This is a genomic window from Azospirillum formosense, from assembly GCF_040500525.1.
In the GTDB taxonomy this organism is placed as follows: domain Bacteria; phylum Pseudomonadota; class Alphaproteobacteria; order Azospirillales; family Azospirillaceae; genus Azospirillum; species Azospirillum formosense_A.
On record NZ_CP159403.1, the window covers coordinates 1,002,458 to 1,019,385 of the forward strand.

Here is a 16,928-nt window from a genome sequence, read left to right on the forward strand (position 1 = left end):
GGTTCGCGTTCCCGGCACCATAGCGGCGCGCACGCCGCCCCCGCAAGCGCGGCGCCCTGTCGCGCCTCCTTGTCTGGCGCCGGGCCGGCGGGTTAGGGTCGGCGCAACGAAACCGGAAGAAACGCCTGCAAAGGAACACGATGTCGGACGCCCAACTGCTGCCCCTCCTCACCCGCATCGCCGAGGCCCTGGAACGGCTCGCCCCGCCGCCGCCGGGCCGGCTCGACCTCGGCGCCGCCGACGCCTTTGTCTGGCACGCCGATCCCGACCGGCTGGAGCCGGTGCCCGCCGTCAACCGCGTGGAGATCAGCCTGCTGCGCGGCGTGGAGCGGCAGCGCGACATCCTGCTGGACAACACCACCCGCTTCGCCACCGGCCTGCCCGCCAACAACGCCCTGCTCTGGGGCTCGCGCGGCATGGGCAAAAGCTCGCTGGTCAAGTCGGTGCACGCCGCGGTGGCCCAGGAGCATCCCGGCACGCTGGCGCTGGTCGAGATCCACCGCGAGGACATCCCCACCCTGCCCCGCCTGCTCGCCCGGCTGAAGGACGAGCCGCGCCGCTTCATCCTGTTCTGCGACGACCTGTCCTTCGACCACGACGACGCGCATTACAAGTCGCTGAAGGCCGTCCTGGAGGGCGGGATCGAGGGGCGCCCGGAGAATGTGGTGTTCTACGCCACCTCCAACCGCCGCCACCTGATGCCGCGCGACATGATCGAGAACGAGCGCTCCACCGCCATCAACCCGGCCGAGGCGGTCGAGGAGAAGGTGTCGCTGTCCGACCGCTTCGGCCTGTGGCTGGGCTTCCACAATTGCGACCAGCCGACCTACTTCGCGATGATCGAGGGCTACGCCGCCCGCTTCGGGCTGGACATCCCGGCGGAGCAGCTGCGGGCCGAGGCCGTGGAATGGTCGGTGACCCGCGGCAGCCGCTCCGGCCGGGTGGCCTGGCAGTTCATCCAGGACCTGGCTGGCCGTCTGGGGAAGCCCCTTCGCTGACCCGCGGCTCCATGCGGTCGCGCGGGTCGACCGCCTGGCTGCCCTTGCGCAGTTCGAAGTGAAGCTGCGGGCTCGTCACCGATCCGGTCTGGCCGACCGTGCCGATGGCCTGCCCGCGCTTCACCGCCACGCCCCGCTCCACGTCGATGCGGTCGAGATGGGCGTAGGCGGTGATGAAGCCGTCCGAATGCTTCACCAGCAGCAGGTTGCCGAAGCCGCGCAGCTCGTTGCCGGCGTAGGCGACCACGCCGTTGTCGGCGGCGACCACCGTGGTTCCCTTGGCAGCGGCGATGTTCAGGCCGTCGTTGTGCAGACCGTCCGGCTTCGGCCCGAAGGTCGAGATCACCTTCCCCTTCACCGGCCAGAGCAGCCGCCCGGTGGCGCGCTGCGGCGTCGCCTCCTCGACCGCCTTCGGCGGCGGGGGTGGAGCGGCGGCGACCTCCTGGGCCGGGGCCGGTGGCGGAGGCGGGACCGGAGCGGCCTCGACGGCGCGCGGCGCGGGCGCCGGTTCGGGAATCGCGGGCTTCTGGCCCGGCGGGCGCAGCGAGGTCGGGGCCTGCCCCGGCTGGTAGACGGGCGCCGCGGTCGCCACCTCCGGCCCGGCGGCCGGCTTGGCACCCAGAACCGGGGCGAGGACGGTCGCGGTCTGCGAAGGGCTTTCCACCGGTGCCGGGGCCGGAGGTGGGGCCGCGGACCCCGGAGGCGGCAGCTCCGCCGCCTGGATGGAGCCGCGCGACACCTGTTTGACCGGCGCCGTGGCGACCACGCCGCCGACCGCGGCCCCCGCGCCGGAGGACGGCGCCTGGGCCACCGCCGTGCCGCCCGGCGCCTCGCCACCGCCCGGGCCGCCCGGCAGGCGCAACGGCTGCCCGGCCTGCACCGCGTAGGGGGCGGTCAGGCCGTTGAGCCGGGTCAGCTCGCTCATGTCCGCGCTGAACATGCGGGAGATGCCGTAGAGCGTGTCGCCGCGCTGGACGATGTACTGGCGCGACACCGGCAGGACGAGGCGCTGCCCGACCTGCAGCTGGTAGGGCGGCGACAGGTGATTGACCTCCAGCAGGTCGCGCAGCGGCACGTTGTAGCGCCTCGACAGCGAATAGGCGGAATCTCCGCGCTGCACGATAACGGCGCCGCCGATGGAATCCGGGGTGTTGGACACCGAGGTGACCGGCGCCAGCTCGCCCGTGCGCTGCTGACAGGCGGCGAGCAGCGGAATCACCGCAAGCGCCGCCAGGAGGGCGCGCCCGGACACGCCGAGTGTCACGCCGAACGGGCCGGCTACTCCGTTCCGGGAGGGGACGGAGGGTCGGACAGCAACGGTACGAAGCGGACGGGCCACAAATCCTCCCGTGTAAGACCGGTTTCGGTCCGCCGGATGCGGACGACCCGCTGGCCGCGGTAGTCGCCCCCCAGCGGGATGACCATGACACCACCAACGGCGAGCTGATCCGTCAAGTCCTTTGGCGCATCGGGGCCTCCGGCGGCCGTGACCAGTATGCGCTCGAACGGCGCCTGCTCGGGCCAGCCTTTCGTCCCGTCGCCGTGGCGGGTCGTGATGTTGTTCAGGCGCAGCGCCTGGAATCGCGCCTCCGCCTCGGTCAGCAGCGGGCGCAACCGCTCGACGGTGTAGACCCGCCGGCACAGCCGCGACAAAACGGCCGCCTGGTAGCCGGAGCCGGTGCCGATCTCCAGCACCGTCTGCCGCTCCCCCAGTTCCAGCGCCTGGGTCATCAGCGCCACGATCAGCGGCTGGCTGATGGTCTGCCCCAGATCGATGGGAAGCGCCGTGTCCTCCCACGCCTGATCCTGGAAGGGGTCGGGGACGAAGCGCTCGCGCGGGATTCGCTCGATCGCGGCCAGAACCCGGGTGTCGGTCACGCCGTTGCGGCGCAACGCCATCAGAAGCCGGATCTTGCGCGCCTCGACCGTCACACCTTACCCATTCACCTCTGAAACCATGTCACTCGAACGCGTGCCGCAGGGTCTGGAGCGTCGGCGTGTGCGTCAGATCCAGATAGATCGGCGTCACCGAAATGCCGCCGTGGAAAACCACGTGGATGTCGGTGTCGGGCGCCACGTCGGCCTCGCCGCGCAGGGTCCCGATCCAGATATAGGGCTTGCCGCGCGGATCGACACGCTCCACCAGCTCGTCGCCGATCTTGCGCTTGCCGTGGCGGACGACCTGGATGCCGGTGACCTGATCGGCCGGGCAGGCCGGGAAGTTCACATTGAGCAGGACGTATTTCGGCCAGGGCGTGGAGACCGCCTTGCGGACCACCTCCGCCCCCCAGCGCTCCGCCGCCGACCAGTCGATCTGGGCGCGGGTCTCGTAATGCTGGCTGAGCGCGATGGCCGGAACGCCCAGCAGGGTCGCCTCCATGGCCGCCGCGATCGTGCCGGAGTAGGTCACGTCCTCGCCGATGTTGGAGCCCTGGTTGACGCCGGACAGGACCAGCGTCGGGCGGGCGTCCCGCATCACCTTGTTGACGGCCAGCAGAACGCAGTCGGTCGGCGTGCCGTCCACCGTGAAGCGCCGCTCGTCCAGCTGGCGCAGGCGCAGCGGCCGGTTGATGGTCAGCGAGTGGCTGGCCGCCGACTGCTCCATCTCCGGCGCGACCACCCACACGTCGTCGGTGAGGGAGCGGGCGATGGCCTCCAGCACCTTCAGGCCCGGCGCGTGGATGCCGTCGTCGTTGGTGACGAGGATGCGCGCGTTCGACAGGTCGAGCGGGTGATCGAACATCAGCCGGTGATCCTTTCCAGCCCGCGCATGTAGGGCCGGAGCGCCTCGGGGACCAGGATGGAGCCGTCGGGCTGCTGATAGTTCTCCAGCACCGCGATCAGGCAGCGCCCGACCGCCACGCCCGAGCCGTTCAGCGTGTGGACGAACTGCGTCTGCTTCTCGCCCTTCGGACGGCAGCGGGCCTTCATGCGGCGCGCCTGGAAGTCGCCGCAGTTCGAGCAGCTCGAAATCTCGCGGTACATGTTCTGGCCGGGCAGCCAGACCTCGATGTCGAAGGTCTTGCGGGCGGAGAAGCCCATGTCGCCGGTGCACAGAGTCACCACGCGGTAGGGCAGCCCCAGCCGCTGCAGGATGGTCTCGGCGCACTGGGTCATGCGCAAATGCTCCGCCTCCGACTGGTCCGGGGCGGTGACGCTGACCATCTCCACCTTCCAGAACTGGTGCTGGCGGATCATGCCGCGGGTGTCACGCCCCGCCGACCCGGCCTCGGCGCGGAAGCAGGGGGTCAGAGCGGTGTAGCGGTAGGGCAGTTCCTCCGTCGCCACGATCTGGTCGTTGACGAGGTTGGTCAGAGGCACTTCCGAGGTCGGGATCAGATAATGATCGCCCGTGCGGAACAGGTCCTCCTCGAACTTCGGAAGCTGGCCGGTGCCGAACAGGGCGTTGTCGCGCACCATCAGCGGCGGCGCGATCTCGGTGTAACCGTGCTCGCCGGTGTGGATGTCCAGCATGAAGTCGGCGAGCGCGCGCTCCAGCCGGGCCAGCCCGCCCTTCAGAACGGTGAAGCGGGCACCGGACATGCGCGACGCCGCCTCGAAATCCATCAGGCCCAGCGCCTCGCCCAGCTCGAAATGCTGCTTGGCGTCCGCGATCGTCTTCGGCTCGCCCCAGCGGCGGATCTCGACGTTGGCGGTCTCGTCCGGGCCTTCCGGCACGTCGTCGGCGGGCAGGTTGGGGATGGAGGCGAGCAGGCCGTCCAGCTCGGCGCCCAGCGCCTTCTCCTCCTCCTCGACCTGGGGCAGCCGCTCCTTGAGCTGCGCCATCTCGTCCATCAGCGGCTGGGCGTCGCGGCCCTCCCGCTTGGCGAGGCCGATCTCCTTGGCCGCCTCGTTGCGGCGCGCCTGCATCTCCTGAAGCTGGGTCTGCGCGGCGCGGCGGCGCGAATCAAGGTCCAGCACCGTCGGCGACATCGCCTCAAGGCCCCGGCGGGCGAGGCCGCGGTCGAAGGATTCGGGGTTCTCACGGATGGCGCGAAGGTCGTGCATGGCTCACGGCGATACGGAATGGGTTGGGAGGCTGGTTATAGTCCGCCGCCCGATGAAGGTCCAGTGGTGGCGCCGCAATGGGTGGTGCGACCTCGAAACGATTCGTATGCTCTGCTTTTCGGTGGCGCCACGGTGAGGAATGGGTGAAAAACCCCAATCCGATTGCCGTCACCCATCCGGGACATGATGCTCGACACCCGCACCCTCGTCATCGCCCTGGTGGGCATTTGCCTTCTGCTGACCGCCGCGGCCTTCCTGGCCTGGAGGGTGCACCGCCACATCACCGCGCTGGCCTATTGGGCGGCGGGCGCCCTGGCCGGGGCCTGCGGGTTGGCCCTGATCGCGCTCTACGGCGTTTGGCCCGCCGCCTTGGTCGTGCCGCTGGCCAACGCGCTGGTGGCGTCGACCTACGTGCTGAATTGGTTCGGCGTGCGCAGCTTCGCCGCTCGGCCCATTCCCTGGCGATGCGGGCTGGCGGTGCTTGCGGCGATGACCGCCGGCAACATGTGGTTCGTGGTGATCGACAACGACGTGACGGCGCGAATCCTGATCGCGTGCACCGGATTCTGCGGCATGTCGCTGCTCGCGGCGCTGGAACTGTGGCGGATGGAGCCGGCGGACAAATTCCGGCAGGCGCAGCGGGTGACGGCCATGGTCTTCATCCTGCATGCCCTGTTCGTCGCCGGACGGGCCGTTTTGACCGCCTGGACCGAGCCGGTGGACAGCGTCCTGGACCCCGATCCGGTGCAGAGCGCCAGTTTCCTGGAGACCATCCTGGCGGTCACGGCCTGGGGCTACGGCTTCCTCTCCATGACCAGCGAGCGGCTTCAAGCCGATCTGGACCGGATCGCCACCATCGATCCGCTGACCGGCGCCTACAGCCGCCGGGCGTTCATGAACCACGCCGAGCGGGAGCTGGCGCGGGCGCAACGCAACGGGGCGCCGCTCACCCTGCTGCTGCTCGACCTCGACCGCTTCAAGCGGGTCAACGACACCTTCGGCCATCTGGCCGGCGATGCGCTTCTCCGCCTCTTTTCCGAAACCGTGACGACGCGGCTGCGCCGCACCGACCTGTTCGGGCGCTATGGCGGGGAGGAGTTCTGCCTGCTGCTTCCCGACACCGACCGCAGCGGGGCGGCGGCTCTGGCCGAGGCGCTGCGCCGCGACGTGGCGGCGCGGCCCCTGCCCTTCCAGGGCCACGAGATCACCGCCAGCGTCAGCATCGGCATCGCCGCCTGCCGCAGCGGCGAGGATCTCGACGCGGCTCTGGCCGCCGCCGACCTGGCCCTGTACCGGGCCAAGCGGAACGGCCGCAATCAGGTCATCGTCGCCGAGGCAGCCGGCTGAAGCTGAGCGTGCGGGATGAGGGCGGAGCGGCTCAGGCCTGCTCCGCTTCCGTCTCGTCGGCGTCGCCGCGCGTCTTCTCGATGCGGCGGCCGATCAGGATCGACACCTCGTAGAGCGCCAGCAGCGGGATGGCGAGGCCGACCTGGCTGATGACGTCCGGCGGCGTCAGGATCGCCGCGACGATGAAGACGAAGACGATGGCGTAGCGCCGCTTGGCGGCCAGGGTCTCCGTCGTCAGCAGCCCGGCGCGGATCAGCAGGGTCAGCAGGACCGGAAGCTGGAAGGCCAGACCGAAGGCGAAGATCAGGTGCATCACGAGGCCGAGATACTCGCTGACGCGGGCCTCGAACTCGATCGGCAGGGCGCCGGCGTCCATGCCCGGGTGGAACTCGAACCCCAGGAAGAAGCGCCAGGCCAGCGGGAAGATGAAGTAGTAGACCATCGCCCCGCCCAGGAAGAACAGGATCGGCGTGGCCACCAGGAAGGGCAGGAAGGCCTTGCGCTCGTGCTTGTAGAGGCCGGGCGCGACGAACATCCAGATCTGGCTGGCGACGATGGGGAAGGACAGGAAGCAGCCGGCCCAGAAGGCCACCTTCACATAGGTGAAGAAGGCTTCGGTCAGGCCGGTGTAGATCATCCGCCGCCCCTGTCCGGCCAGGATGTCGGCCAGGGGCTGGACGAGGAAGTTGTAGATGCGGTCCGAGAAGGCGTAGCAGACGAAGAAGGCGATGATGATCGCCAGCGTCGCGTACATCAGCCGGTTGCGCAGCTCGACCAGATGGTCGATCAGCGGCATCTTGCTTTCTTCGAGCTCGTCGTCGGAGTCGCCGGTCATGCGCGTTTCGCCGGACACTGGGTCACGCCTGCTTGTTCGTGGTTGCCGCCGCAGCGGAATCGGCGGAGGCCGGAACCGGCGGCTGGGCCGCCGGGGCCGGGACGAACTCCGCGGGCGGGGCCGGAGGAAGCGGGGCCGTGACCGGCGGCTCGGTCGCCGGCTGCGGCTGGGCCGCCGTCACCTGCGGCGAACCGACGGGGACCGCCGGGGCCGGACCGTCTTCCGGCGGGCTGCCGGGATGGCCGCCGTTGGCCCCGATGTCGGCCGCGACGTCGAAGGCGCCCTTCAGTTCCCCCTTCGGATCGATCGTGTTCTCGACCATCTTCTGGAGGTTCGTGTCGCGGACCTTCAGGGCTTCCTTGCGAAGCTCGTCAAGCTCCGCCTCGCGCATCATGTCGTCGATGTGGCCCTGAAAGTCGCGCGCGACGAGGCGCGCCTTCTTCACCCATTTTCCCAGGGTGTAGATGGCCTTGGGCAGGTCCTTCGGGCCGATCACCACGAGGGCGATGACCGCGATGACCATCAGTTCCGACCATGCGATGTCGAACATGGCTCCTCAGCCTTTCGAAGCGGCGCGGGGATGGGCGGCGCCGGACGGTCAGGTGCGGGCCGTCTCGTCCTTCTTCACGCCGGGATCGGCGGCGGGCGGAACCGGATGGACCGACGTCGCCGGCTGGACCGGGGACACCGGCTGGGCCGGCGGGACCGGCTGGTTCTGCAGGACCTTGGAGTCGGTGCCGGGCGTGGTGCCCTCCTCCTCGTCCTTCAGGCCGGCCTTGAAGTTCTTGATGCCCTTGGCGAGGTCGCCCATGACCTTCGGCAGCTTGCCGGCGCCGAACAGGAGCAGGACGATCAGAAGGACGATGACCCAATGCCAGACGCTGGAGAATCCCATGACACACGTTTCCTGAACAGGCAGCCCAATGGCGGGGCGGCACTATGGCAGAAAGGTTCCCCTCCCGCAACGATCGGTCGGGTGAAACCGCTCAAACGACTTAAGTGGGTGCACCGGCTAGAAAAACGAAGGCCTGGCACAGGTCCATGCACACCGAAACGTGACTTTGTTCGGCGGGCAGGAACTGGCCGGGCATGCGGGAGTGCAGATGCACCGACCCGCCCTTCCCGTCCGGCACGTCGAGATGGACCAGGCTGGTCCGGCCGAGCAGGCGCGCCGCCATAACCCGCGCCAGGACCGGCAGATCGCCGGCGGGAACCGTGGCGGCGGGCTGGGCGGACAGCTTCAGCGCCTCCGGACGGATCAGCACGTCGACGGCGGTGCCGTCGGCGATCTCCGTGGGGATCGGGCCGACCGGCGTATCCACCGTCCCGCCCCGCACGATGCCCGCCAACCGGTTGACCTCGCCGAAGAACTCCGCGGCGAAGGCGTTGACCGGGCGGGTGTAGAGATCCACCGGGTTGCCGACCTGGACGACCTTTCCGGCGCGCATCAGCGCGATGCGGTCGGCCAGGAACATGGCCTCCTCCGGGTCGTGGGTGACCAGCATGGTGGCGGCGCCGTTCTGCTTCAGCACATGCAGCGTCTCGTCGCGCACCTGCTCGCGCAGCCGGGCGTCCAGGCCCGAGAAGGGTTCGTCGAGGAGCAGCACCGCCGGGTTGGGGGCGAGAGCGCGGGCGAGCGCCACGCGCTGCTGCTGGCCGCCGGAGAGATGGTGCGGGAAGGAGTCGGCGTAGCCGGCCATGCCGACCTGCCCCAGCGTCTCCAGCGCGCGCTTGCGCTGCGCCTCGCCGGACAGGGCGGTCAGGCCGAAACGCACGTTGTCGAGCACCGACAGATGCGGGAACAGCGCGTAATCCTGGAAGACGAGGCCGACGCCGCGGCGTTCCGGCGGCACCGCGCCGCGTTCATCGGCCACCACGGAGCCGCCGATCCGGACGGAACCGGTCTGCACCGGCTCCAATCCCGCGGCGATGCGCAGCAGCGAGGACTTGCCGCAGCCGGACGGCCCGCACAGGCAGACGATCTCTCCCGCCCCGATGGTCACGCTGACGTCGTTCACGGCGACGACGCGTCCGTAACGGTGGGTGACGGCGTCCAGCGCCAGGGCCTCGACGGCGATGGCGGCCCCGGCGCCCTGCGGACCCGACGCGTCGAGATGCCGCCCGTTGGCCGGAAGCGTGACGGGCGCGGCCTCGCAGGGGGCGCCCTCCCGCGGGTCGGCCCCGCCGCGGCCGAACAGGGCCGACGCCTTGTCGCGCAGCGCGGTGCTCAGGCGGGGCGGGCGGGGTTCGGAGACGGCGTCTCCCGAGGCGGGGAAAGAGCGGGCGTCGGTGACGGACGGACGATCCATGGCGGTCCCAGTCTGAAGCGGCCCGGGGGTCGTTTGATAGCGGTCGATTGACCTTAGTACCGGCGCGCCGCCGGTGATGCAAATGGTTCTTATTTTCGAGCGTTTCGCTCAGGTATCGGAATCCTCAGTGTTTTCCGACGATTCCGCATCCTCCAGCCCGGCCCCGCCGATGCCCAGCAGCACGGGGCGCGAATCCAGCAGGCCGGCGGCGCGCAGGTCCTCCACGCCCGGCAGGTCGCGCAGCGTCTCCAGCCCGAAATGGTCGAGGAAATGGTCGGTGGTGATCCAGGTCAGCGGGCGGCCCGGCGTCTCGCGGCGGCGCCCCGGCCGGATCCAGCCGTTCTCCATCAGGATGTCCAGCGTGCCCTTGCTGGTCGCCACGCCGCGGATCGCCTCGATCTCGGCGCGGGTCACCGGCTGGTGGTAGGCGATGATCGCCAGCGTCTCGATGGCGGCGCGGGACAGCTTCTTGGAGACCTCCTCCTCCGGCCGCAGCAGCGGGGCGAGGTCCAGCGCCGTGCGGAAGGACCAGCCGGCGCCGGTGCGGATCAGGTTGACCCCGCGCGCCGCGTAATGGACGCGCAGCTCCTCCAGCAGCGCCCGCACGTCGGCGTCGCGGGTCAGCCGCCGGCCCAGCGTCTCCTCGTCCAGCGGGTCGGCGGAGGCGAACAGCAGCGCCTCCAGCAGGCGCAGGTCGCACAGCCGCTGCTCCACCTCCTCCGGATTCTCGATCTCCTGGATCATGCCGTCGGGTCCGCTCATTCCTCGTCGCCCTGCTCATGCTGGTGCTCATGCCGGCGCGATGCCCGGCGGACGTAGATGGGGGAAAAGGCGCCGTCCTGGCGAAGCTCCACGCGGCCGGCCTTGGCCAGCTCCAGCGTCGCCGCGAAGTGGGCGGCCAGCGCCGAGCGGGTCAGCAGGCCGCCGCGCACGCCGTCCGGCAGGAAGCTCGACAGGGTGGCCCAGTCCGGCATGCGGCCGAGCAGTTCGGACAGGCGGCGCACCGCGTCCTCCAGCGAATAGAGGCGCACCGGCTCGATGTGCAGGACGCCGCCCTCCTGCCGCTTCTTGTGCTCGCCGTAGGCCTTCAAAAGGTCGTAGAGCGTGACCTGGAAGACCGACTTGCGCAGGATGTCGAGGTCTTCCGGGGCGCCGCGGGCGAAGCGGTCGACGCCGAGCTGCGGGCGGGCGAACAGCTTGGCCGCCGCCCCCTTCATCGCCTCCAGCCGCTGGAGCTGGAAGGCCAGCGCCGCCGCCATGTCCTCGCCCGACGGCTCCTCGTCCTCGACCTCCGGGATCAGCAGCCGGGACTTCAGGTAGGCCAGCCACGCCGCCATGACGAGATAGTCCGCCGCCAACTCCAGCCTCACCTTCCGCGCCTCGGCGATGAAGGCGAGATACTGGTCGGCGAGTTGGAGGATCGAAATCTTCGTCAGATCCACCTTCTGCTCGCGCCCCAGCGCCAGCAGCATGTCGAGCGGCCCCTCGAACCCGTCCAGGACGAGGACGAGCTGTTCCGCCGGGCTGGCCGCCTCCGCGCCTTCGTCCTCGTGATCCGGGTGTTTCCTGCCGACCATGCCGTCAGTTGCCGCTGAGGATGCGGATCAGCTCGATCATGTAATCCACCGGCGGGCCGAGCACCCAGGAGAAGACGCTGAGGTCCATGCCAAGCTCCCGCCCGATGAAGGGCAGCAGGAAGAAGGCGCCGATCAGGATCAGCATGCCGTACTTCTCCAGCCGGGCCAGCGGGAAGGCCAGCGCGTCGGGCAGGATGCCGACCGCGACCCGGCCGCCGTCGAGCGGCGGCAGCGGGATCATGTTGAAGACCATCAGCACGACGTTGACCAGGACCGACACCTCCAGCGCGGCGCGGAACCACATCTCGGTCGCCCCGCCCTGCGGGCTGGTGAAGCCCCAGATGATCGCGGAGACCAGCGCCAGCACGAAGTTCACCCCCGGCCCGGCCAGCGCCACCCACACCATGTCGCGGCGCGGGTGGTGCAGGCGCCCGAAGTTCACCGGCACCGGCTTGGCCCAGCCGAAGACGAAGCCGGTGGTGAAATACATCACCGCCGGCAGCACCACCGTGCCCAGGGGGTCGATGTGGCGGAGCGGGTTCAGCGTCACCCGGCCCAGCCGCCACGCCGTGTCGTCGCCGCGCCACATCGCCACGAATCCGTGCGCCGCCTCGTGCATCGTGATGGCGAGAATCGCGGGTATGGCGACCGCGAAGATCATCGGTATGCGGTCGATCAGACCTTCCAGCACGCCCGTCTCTCCCGTTGCGCCCCCCGGATTTGCCGGGGAAGCCTGAGCATGGCCCTGAACCCGGCCGGCCTTAGATTTGGGGAGTTCCCAGCAGTTCCGCCAGACGCGCCCGCAGGTCGTCGGCGTCCACCGGCTGCGCCGGGCCGCGCAGCGCCTCGGCCCGCTCCCAGCGGCGGACGGCGGCGCCGCTCATCGCCGGAACGCCCCCGGCCACCGCCACCATCTCCCCCATCACGCCGTTGCAATGGAGCACGACGTCCAGCCCGGCGGCCAGGACCGCCTCGGCCCGGCCGCGCATGCCGCCGGCCAGGGCGCCCATCGACAGGTCGTCGCTGAACAGCAGCCCGTCGAAGCCGATGGGGGCGCCGCGCACGACGTCCCGCACCACGATCGCCGAGGTGCTGGCGGGCTGGTCCGGGTCGATGGCCTTCATCACCACATGGGCGACCATGCCGAGCGGCATGTCGGCCAGGGCGCGGAACGGCGCGAAGTCGGTGGCCTCCAGCGCCGCGCGCGGGGCGTCCACCACCGGCAGCTCGGCGTGGCTGTCGGTGAAGGCCCGGCCATGGCCGGGCAGATGCTTGATCACCGGCAGCACGCCGCCGTCCATCAACCCTGCGCAGGTCGCCCGCGCCAGATCGGCCACACGGGCCGGATCGCCGCAGAAGGCGCGGTCGCCGATGATGTCGTGGGCGCCCTCGACCGGCACGTCGCAGACCGGGGCGCAATCGACGGTCACGCCGCAATCGGCCAGCATCAGCGCCAGCAGCCGGGCGTTGATCCGGGCGGCCTCCCGCCCGGCGTCGGCGTCGCAGGCGGCGAGGTCGCCGAAGGCGCGCATCGGCGGGAAGGCCGGCCAGTGCGGCGGGCGCATGCGGGCCACCCGCCCTCCCTCCTGGTCGATCAGCACGGGAGCGTCGGCGCGGCCGACCGCCGCGCGCATCTCCGCCACCAGCGCGCGCACCTGCTCCGGCGTCTCGCAATTGCGCCGGAACAGGATGAAGCCCAGCGGATCGGCATCGCGGAAGAAGGCGCGCTCGTCCGCGGTCAGGGCGGTGCCGGCGGCGCCGAACACCACCGCCCGATGGGGAGCGCGATGGGGTCCGGAGGCGTTTCGGACGTTCGGCAGGGCCGGATCAGGGACGGACAACCACACACCCCACATTCTGGGACTTGAGCTGGGCGCAAACCGACTTGGCGCGCTCCTCGTCGAGGCCGACGCCCTGGATGCGGTAGAAGATGCCCTTCTCGCCCAGATCGGCCTTGGCGACCTGCATGGACAGCCCGCCGAGCGCCGCGCCGTAGCGGCTGGTCAGGCGCTTCCATTCCGTCGAGGCCTCGGCCTCGCTGCGCACCGCGGCGAGCTGAACGCGCCAATTTCCACCACCCGACGCCTTGGCCGGAGCGGGCGCCGGCTGCGGAGCCGGGGCGGCGGCCACCGGCGGCGCGGGCTGCGGCTTGGGCGCCGCGGCAGGCGGCGCCGGGGGCGGCGTCTGGGCCTGCGGCGGAGCCGGAGCCGGCTTGACCGCGGGCGGCGGAGCGGCCTTGGGAGCCGGAGCCGTCGGAGCCGGTGCGGGAAGCGCGGCCACGGCGGGCGGCGGGGCCGGAGCGGCGGCGGGCGGTGGTGCCCCCTCCCCGTCCTGGCGCGGGACCGTGGTGGTCGAGCCCGGCGGGGGCGGCGGCAGCTGGGCCACCGCGGGCGCCTCCGGCAGGGTCGGCGACGGCGGCAGCTGGGGAGCCACGACCGGCCGCGGCAGCGGCTCCTCCGGCGGCGGCAGCAGGCGCTCGATCTGCGACTTCGACCCGCGGTCGTTCAGCCGCTCGTAGACCAGCTTGTCCTGGTGCGGCACTTCCATGCCGCCGGGCTGCTCCGGGCGGGCCTTGGTCGGCGCGCTGTCGGCCATCAGCAGCGGCGGGCCGCCGTCCGGCGTGCCTTGCCCCTTGCCGCCGTAGACGACGACGATCGCGCCGGCGAAGGCCACGATGCCGACCACCGCCAGACCGAGGCCGAGCAGACCGCGCCGACCTCCCCGTTGCGGCGGCGTGCCGTAGGGATCGCTGGCGTGGTTGACATCGCCCTCATATCTCATGACCGCATTTCCTCCACCGGTTCCACACCCATGACGGCGAGACCGGAGGCGATCACCGTGGCGACCGCGCTGACCAGCGCCAGACGGGCCACCGTCACCTCCTCGTCGCCGTCGATCAGGAAGCGCAGGCTGGTGTCGTCGCGGCCCTTGTTCCACAGCGCGTGGAAGTCGCTGGCGAGATCGTAGAGGTAGAAGGCCACGCGGTGCGGCTCGTGCGCTTCGGCGGCGGATTCGACCAGGCGCGGCCAGGTCGCCATGCGCTTGGCCAGCGCCAACTCCTCCTCGCTGTCGAGGCGGGCGAGGTTGGCCCTGGCGGCCAGAGCCGCCAGCGACAGGTCGGCCCCCGGCAGCGCCGTCGCCGCGTGGCGCAGGACCGAGCGGCAGCGGGCGTGGGCGTACTGCACGTAGAAGACCGGGTTGTCCTTCGACTGCTCGACGACCTTGGCGAAGTCGAAGTCCAGCGTCTGGTCGTTGCGGCGGGTCAGCATGATGAAGCGGACGACGTCGCGGCCGACCTCCTCGATCACGTCGCGCAGCGTCACGAAGGTGCCGGCGCGCTTGGACATCTTCACCGGCTCGCCGTTCTTCATCAGATGGACGAGCTGGCAGAGCTTCACGTCCAGCGACGCCTTGCCCTCGGTGATCGCCGTGGTCGCCGCCTGCATGCGCTTGACGTAGCCGCCATGGTCGGCGCCCCACACGTCGATCTGCAGGTCGAAGCCGCGGCGGTGCTTGTCGTAGTGGTAGGCGATGTCGTTGGAGAAGTAGGTGAAGGACCCGTCCGACTTCTTCAGCGGACGGTCGACGTCGTCGCCGAAGTCGGTGGACTTGAACAGCGTCTGCGGGCGCGGCTCCCAGTCGTCGGGCTTCTTGCCCTTGGGCGGCTCCAGCACGCCGACGTAGATCAGGCCGCGGTCCTCCAGCGCCTTCAGCGCCGTGTCCACCGCCCCGGCCTTCACCAGCGCGCGCTCGGAGCTGTAGACGTCCATGCGGACGCCGAGGACGCCGAGGTCCTCCTTGATCCATTCCATGATCGTGGCGATGGCGAAGTCGCGGCAGGCCGGCAGCCAGTCGGCCTCGTCCGCGCCGACCCACCTGTTGCCGTCGCGCTCGGCCAGGGCCTGCCCGACCTCCTTCAGATACTCGCCGGGATAGAGGCCCGCCGGGATCTCTCCGATGTCCTCGCCCAGCGCCTCGCGGTAGCGCAGGAAGGTGGAGCGGCCCAGCACGTCGACCTGGGCGCCGGCGTCGTTGATGTAATACTCCCGGCTGACGGCGTAACCGGCCTTCTCCAGCAGCGCGGCCAGAGCGTCGCCGAAGACGGCGCCGCGCCCGTGGGCGGCGTGCAGCGGGCCGGTGGGGTTGGCCGAGACGTATTCGACGTTCACCGGACGCTTGCCGCCCAGCGTGCTCCCGCCATAGGCGGTGCCGGCGGTGAGCACGTCGCGGATGCGGTCGCGCCAGACGTCGGCCGACAGGCGCAGGTTCACGAAGCCCGGACCGGCGATCTCGGCGCTCGCCACGTCGGGGCGGGTCTTCAGCTTCGCCACCAGCAGCTCGGCCAGCGCGCGGGGCGGCTTGCCCGCCGGCTTGGCCAGGATCATCGCCGCGTTGGTCGACAGGTCGCCGTGCGCCGCCTCGCGCGGCGGCTCCACCGTCAGGCGCGCGGTGTCGAGCCCCGCCGGAATCTGGCCCTCGGCGGCCAGCTCGTCCAGCAGCTTGCGGATGTCGTTCTCGAAGACCTTGAAGATGTTCATCGGTTCAATTCTTGCTTTAGGTCTGGGCCGTTTTAGGTCTTGGCGTCCATGTCGAACAGGCGGGCGTATTCGGCGAGCGCGTAGCGGTCGGTCATCCCGGCGATGTAGTCGGCGACCAGCCGCGCCAGCACCGTCCGGTCCGCCTGCCCGCCCTGCTTCGCGACATCTTCCTGCCACTGGGTCGGCAGGGTGTTCGGCTCGGCCATGAACAGGTCGAACAGGGCGGTGACCACGCGCTTGCACTTGCTCATCTCCCGGTTCACCCGGTAGTGGCGGTACATGCGCTGTTTCAGGAAGGCGCGCAAGGGCCGCTGCGCCTCGAACATCGCGGGGGAGAAGCTGACGACCGGCTCCGGCAGGGCGCGCAGCTCGGCGGCGCTGCCGGGGCGGTGGCGGTCCAGCCGCTCCCGCGTCTCGGCCAGCAGATCGACGATCATGTTGTTGATCATCCGCCGGATCGTCTCGTGGATCAGGCGGGAGCGCTCCAGCCCCGGGTAGCGGTCGCAGACCTGCCGCACCACCGGGCCGACCAGCGGCAGCTCCGCCACCTCGTCCACCGTGAACAGGCCGGCGCGCAGCCCGTCGTCGATGTCGTGGTTGTTGTAGGCGATGTCGTCGGCCAGGGCCGCCACCTGCGCCTCGGCGCCGGGGTTGGTGTGAAGCTCCAGGTCCCAGCGCTCCTGGAAGGCGGCCAGCGTCGTCGGGAGGCGCGCGTCGCCGTGCAGCGGCAGCAGCGGGCCGTTGTGCTTGACCACGCCCTCCAGCGTCTCCCAGGTCAGGTTCAGCCCGTCGAAGTCGGCGTAGCGCCGCTCCAGCATCGTCAGGATGCGCAGCGTCTGGTCGTTGTGCGCGAAGCCGCCATAGGGCGCCATGCAGGCGTTCAGCGCGTCCTCGCCGGCGTGGCCGAAGGGGGTGTGGCCGAGATCGTGGGCGAGCGCCACCGCCTCCGCCAGATCCTCGTTCAGCCCCAGGGCGCGGCTGATCGAGCGGGCAATCTGCGCCACCTCCAGGCTGTGGGTCAGGCGGGTGCGGAAATAGTCGCCCTCGTGATAGACGAAGACCTGCGTCTTGTATTTCAGCTTGCGGAAGCCGCCGGAATGCACAATGCGGTCGCGGTCGCGCTGATAGCACGAGCGCGTCGGGCTTTCCGGCTCCGGGAACAGCCGGCCGCGCGTCTGTGCGGGGTCGCAGCCATAGGGCGCCGGGCGATCCTGGAAGAAGTCCGCCGTCATGGCGCGGACACTACCGGCGCAAACCGCGCTGCGCAACGGCGAAGGCGGAGACCCGCCGAGACATCCGGCAGCCGCACGCAGGCA

Annotated in this window: 17 protein-coding genes; 2 read left to right on the forward strand and 15 right to left on the reverse strand. The window is 70.6% G+C overall.

Annotation, left to right across the window (positions count from 1 at the left end):
* Window positions 1-140 precede the first annotated feature (140 nt).
* Window positions 141-998 carry an ATP-binding protein gene (locus ABVN73_RS17725; protein WP_353859603.1) on the forward strand — a complete coding sequence of 286 codons (858 nt, stop codon included), beginning with the start codon at window positions 141-143 and terminating at the stop codon, window positions 996-998.
* Here the strand turns inward: ABVN73_RS17725 and ABVN73_RS17730 are convergent.
* From ABVN73_RS17730 to serS, 4 genes are read right to left on the reverse strand one after another with little or no spacing between them, the layout of a single operon-like run.
* A complete protein-coding gene (locus ABVN73_RS17730) occupies window positions 955-2,250 on the reverse strand; it encodes a peptidoglycan DD-metalloendopeptidase family protein (protein ID WP_353859604.1) in 1,296 nt (431 codons plus the stop codon). The two genes, ABVN73_RS17725 and ABVN73_RS17730, sit on opposite strands and share 44 nt — an antisense overlap.
* Window positions 2,251-2,276: 26 nt before the next feature.
* Window positions 2,277-2,930: a protein-L-isoaspartate(D-aspartate) O-methyltransferase gene (locus tag ABVN73_RS17735; RefSeq protein ID WP_149164869.1), complete on the reverse strand. Its 654-nt coding sequence runs from the start codon at window positions 2,928-2,930 to the stop codon at window positions 2,277-2,279.
* A 28-nt stretch (window positions 2,931-2,958) separates the two neighbouring features.
* Window positions 2,959-3,741, reverse strand: coding sequence for a 5'/3'-nucleotidase SurE (surE, locus tag ABVN73_RS17740; protein WP_353859605.1), 783 nt, complete (start codon window positions 3,739-3,741; stop codon window positions 2,959-2,961).
* Window positions 3,741-5,006: a serine--tRNA ligase gene (serS, locus tag ABVN73_RS17745; protein ID WP_353859606.1), complete on the reverse strand. Its 1,266-nt coding sequence runs from the start codon at window positions 5,004-5,006 to the stop codon at window positions 3,741-3,743. The genes surE and serS overlap by 1 nt, the downstream gene beginning before the upstream one ends.
* Before the next feature lie 162 nt (window positions 5,007-5,168).
* On the opposite strand from serS, the gene ABVN73_RS17750 reads away from it, so the two are divergent.
* On the forward strand, window positions 5,169-6,353 hold the full coding sequence (locus ABVN73_RS17750) for a GGDEF domain-containing protein (protein ID WP_353859607.1): 1,185 nt from the start codon (window positions 5,169-5,171) through the stop codon (window positions 6,351-6,353).
* A gap of 31 nt (window positions 6,354-6,384) precedes the next feature.
* On the opposite strand, the gene tatC is transcribed toward ABVN73_RS17750, so the two are convergent.
* From tatC to ABVN73_RS17805, 11 genes are all read right to left on the reverse strand, one after another.
* Window positions 6,385-7,188: a twin-arginine translocase subunit TatC gene (gene tatC, locus ABVN73_RS17755; RefSeq protein ID WP_353859608.1), complete on the reverse strand. Its 804-nt coding sequence runs from the start codon at window positions 7,186-7,188 to the stop codon at window positions 6,385-6,387.
* A 22-nt stretch (window positions 7,189-7,210) separates the two neighbouring features.
* Window positions 7,211-7,738 (reverse strand): Sec-independent protein translocase protein TatB, encoded by a 528-nt coding sequence (tatB, locus tag ABVN73_RS17760; RefSeq protein ID WP_353859609.1) that lies wholly within the window; start codon window positions 7,736-7,738, stop codon window positions 7,211-7,213.
* Between the two features lie 48 nt (window positions 7,739-7,786).
* On the reverse strand, window positions 7,787-8,083 hold the full coding sequence (locus ABVN73_RS17765) for a twin-arginine translocase TatA/TatE family subunit (protein ID WP_353859610.1): 297 nt from the start codon (window positions 8,081-8,083) through the stop codon (window positions 7,787-7,789).
* Between the two features lie 100 nt (window positions 8,084-8,183).
* Window positions 8,184-9,497: an ABC transporter ATP-binding protein gene (locus ABVN73_RS17770; RefSeq protein ID WP_353859611.1), complete on the reverse strand. Its 1,314-nt coding sequence runs from the start codon at window positions 9,495-9,497 to the stop codon at window positions 8,184-8,186.
* Between the two features lie 108 nt (window positions 9,498-9,605).
* Complete coding sequence (gene scpB / locus ABVN73_RS17775) at window positions 9,606-10,241, reverse strand: SMC-Scp complex subunit ScpB (protein WP_353860818.1); 636 nt, start codon at window positions 10,239-10,241, stop codon at window positions 9,606-9,608.
* 14 nt (window positions 10,242-10,255) lie between these two features.
* Window positions 10,256-11,074, reverse strand: coding sequence for a ScpA family protein (locus ABVN73_RS17780; protein WP_353859612.1), 819 nt, complete (start codon window positions 11,072-11,074; stop codon window positions 10,256-10,258).
* A gap of 4 nt (window positions 11,075-11,078) precedes the next feature.
* Window positions 11,079-11,765, reverse strand: a complete 687-nt coding sequence (locus ABVN73_RS17785; RefSeq protein ID WP_079285439.1) for a site-2 protease family protein — start codon at window positions 11,763-11,765, stop codon at window positions 11,079-11,081.
* Window positions 11,766-11,835: 70 nt separating this feature from the next.
* The gene (gene nagZ / locus ABVN73_RS17790; protein WP_353859613.1) at window positions 11,836-12,915 is read right to left on the reverse strand and encodes a beta-N-acetylhexosaminidase; all 1,080 of its coding nucleotides are present in this window, start codon (window positions 12,913-12,915) and stop codon (window positions 11,836-11,838) included.
* Window positions 12,902-13,855 carry an SPOR domain-containing protein gene (locus ABVN73_RS17795; RefSeq protein WP_353859614.1) on the reverse strand — a complete coding sequence of 318 codons (954 nt, stop codon included), beginning with the start codon at window positions 13,853-13,855 and terminating at the stop codon, window positions 12,902-12,904. Before ABVN73_RS17795 ends, nagZ begins: the two co-directional genes overlap by 14 nt.
* Window positions 13,852-15,612, reverse strand: coding sequence for an arginine--tRNA ligase (gene argS, locus ABVN73_RS17800; RefSeq protein WP_353859615.1), 1,761 nt, complete (start codon window positions 15,610-15,612; stop codon window positions 13,852-13,854). Before argS ends, ABVN73_RS17795 begins: the two co-directional genes overlap by 4 nt.
* 32 nt (window positions 15,613-15,644) lie before the next feature.
* Window positions 15,645-16,844: a deoxyguanosinetriphosphate triphosphohydrolase gene (locus ABVN73_RS17805; protein WP_353859616.1), complete on the reverse strand. Its 1,200-nt coding sequence runs from the start codon at window positions 16,842-16,844 to the stop codon at window positions 15,645-15,647.
* Between the last annotated feature and the right edge of the window lie 84 nt (window positions 16,845-16,928).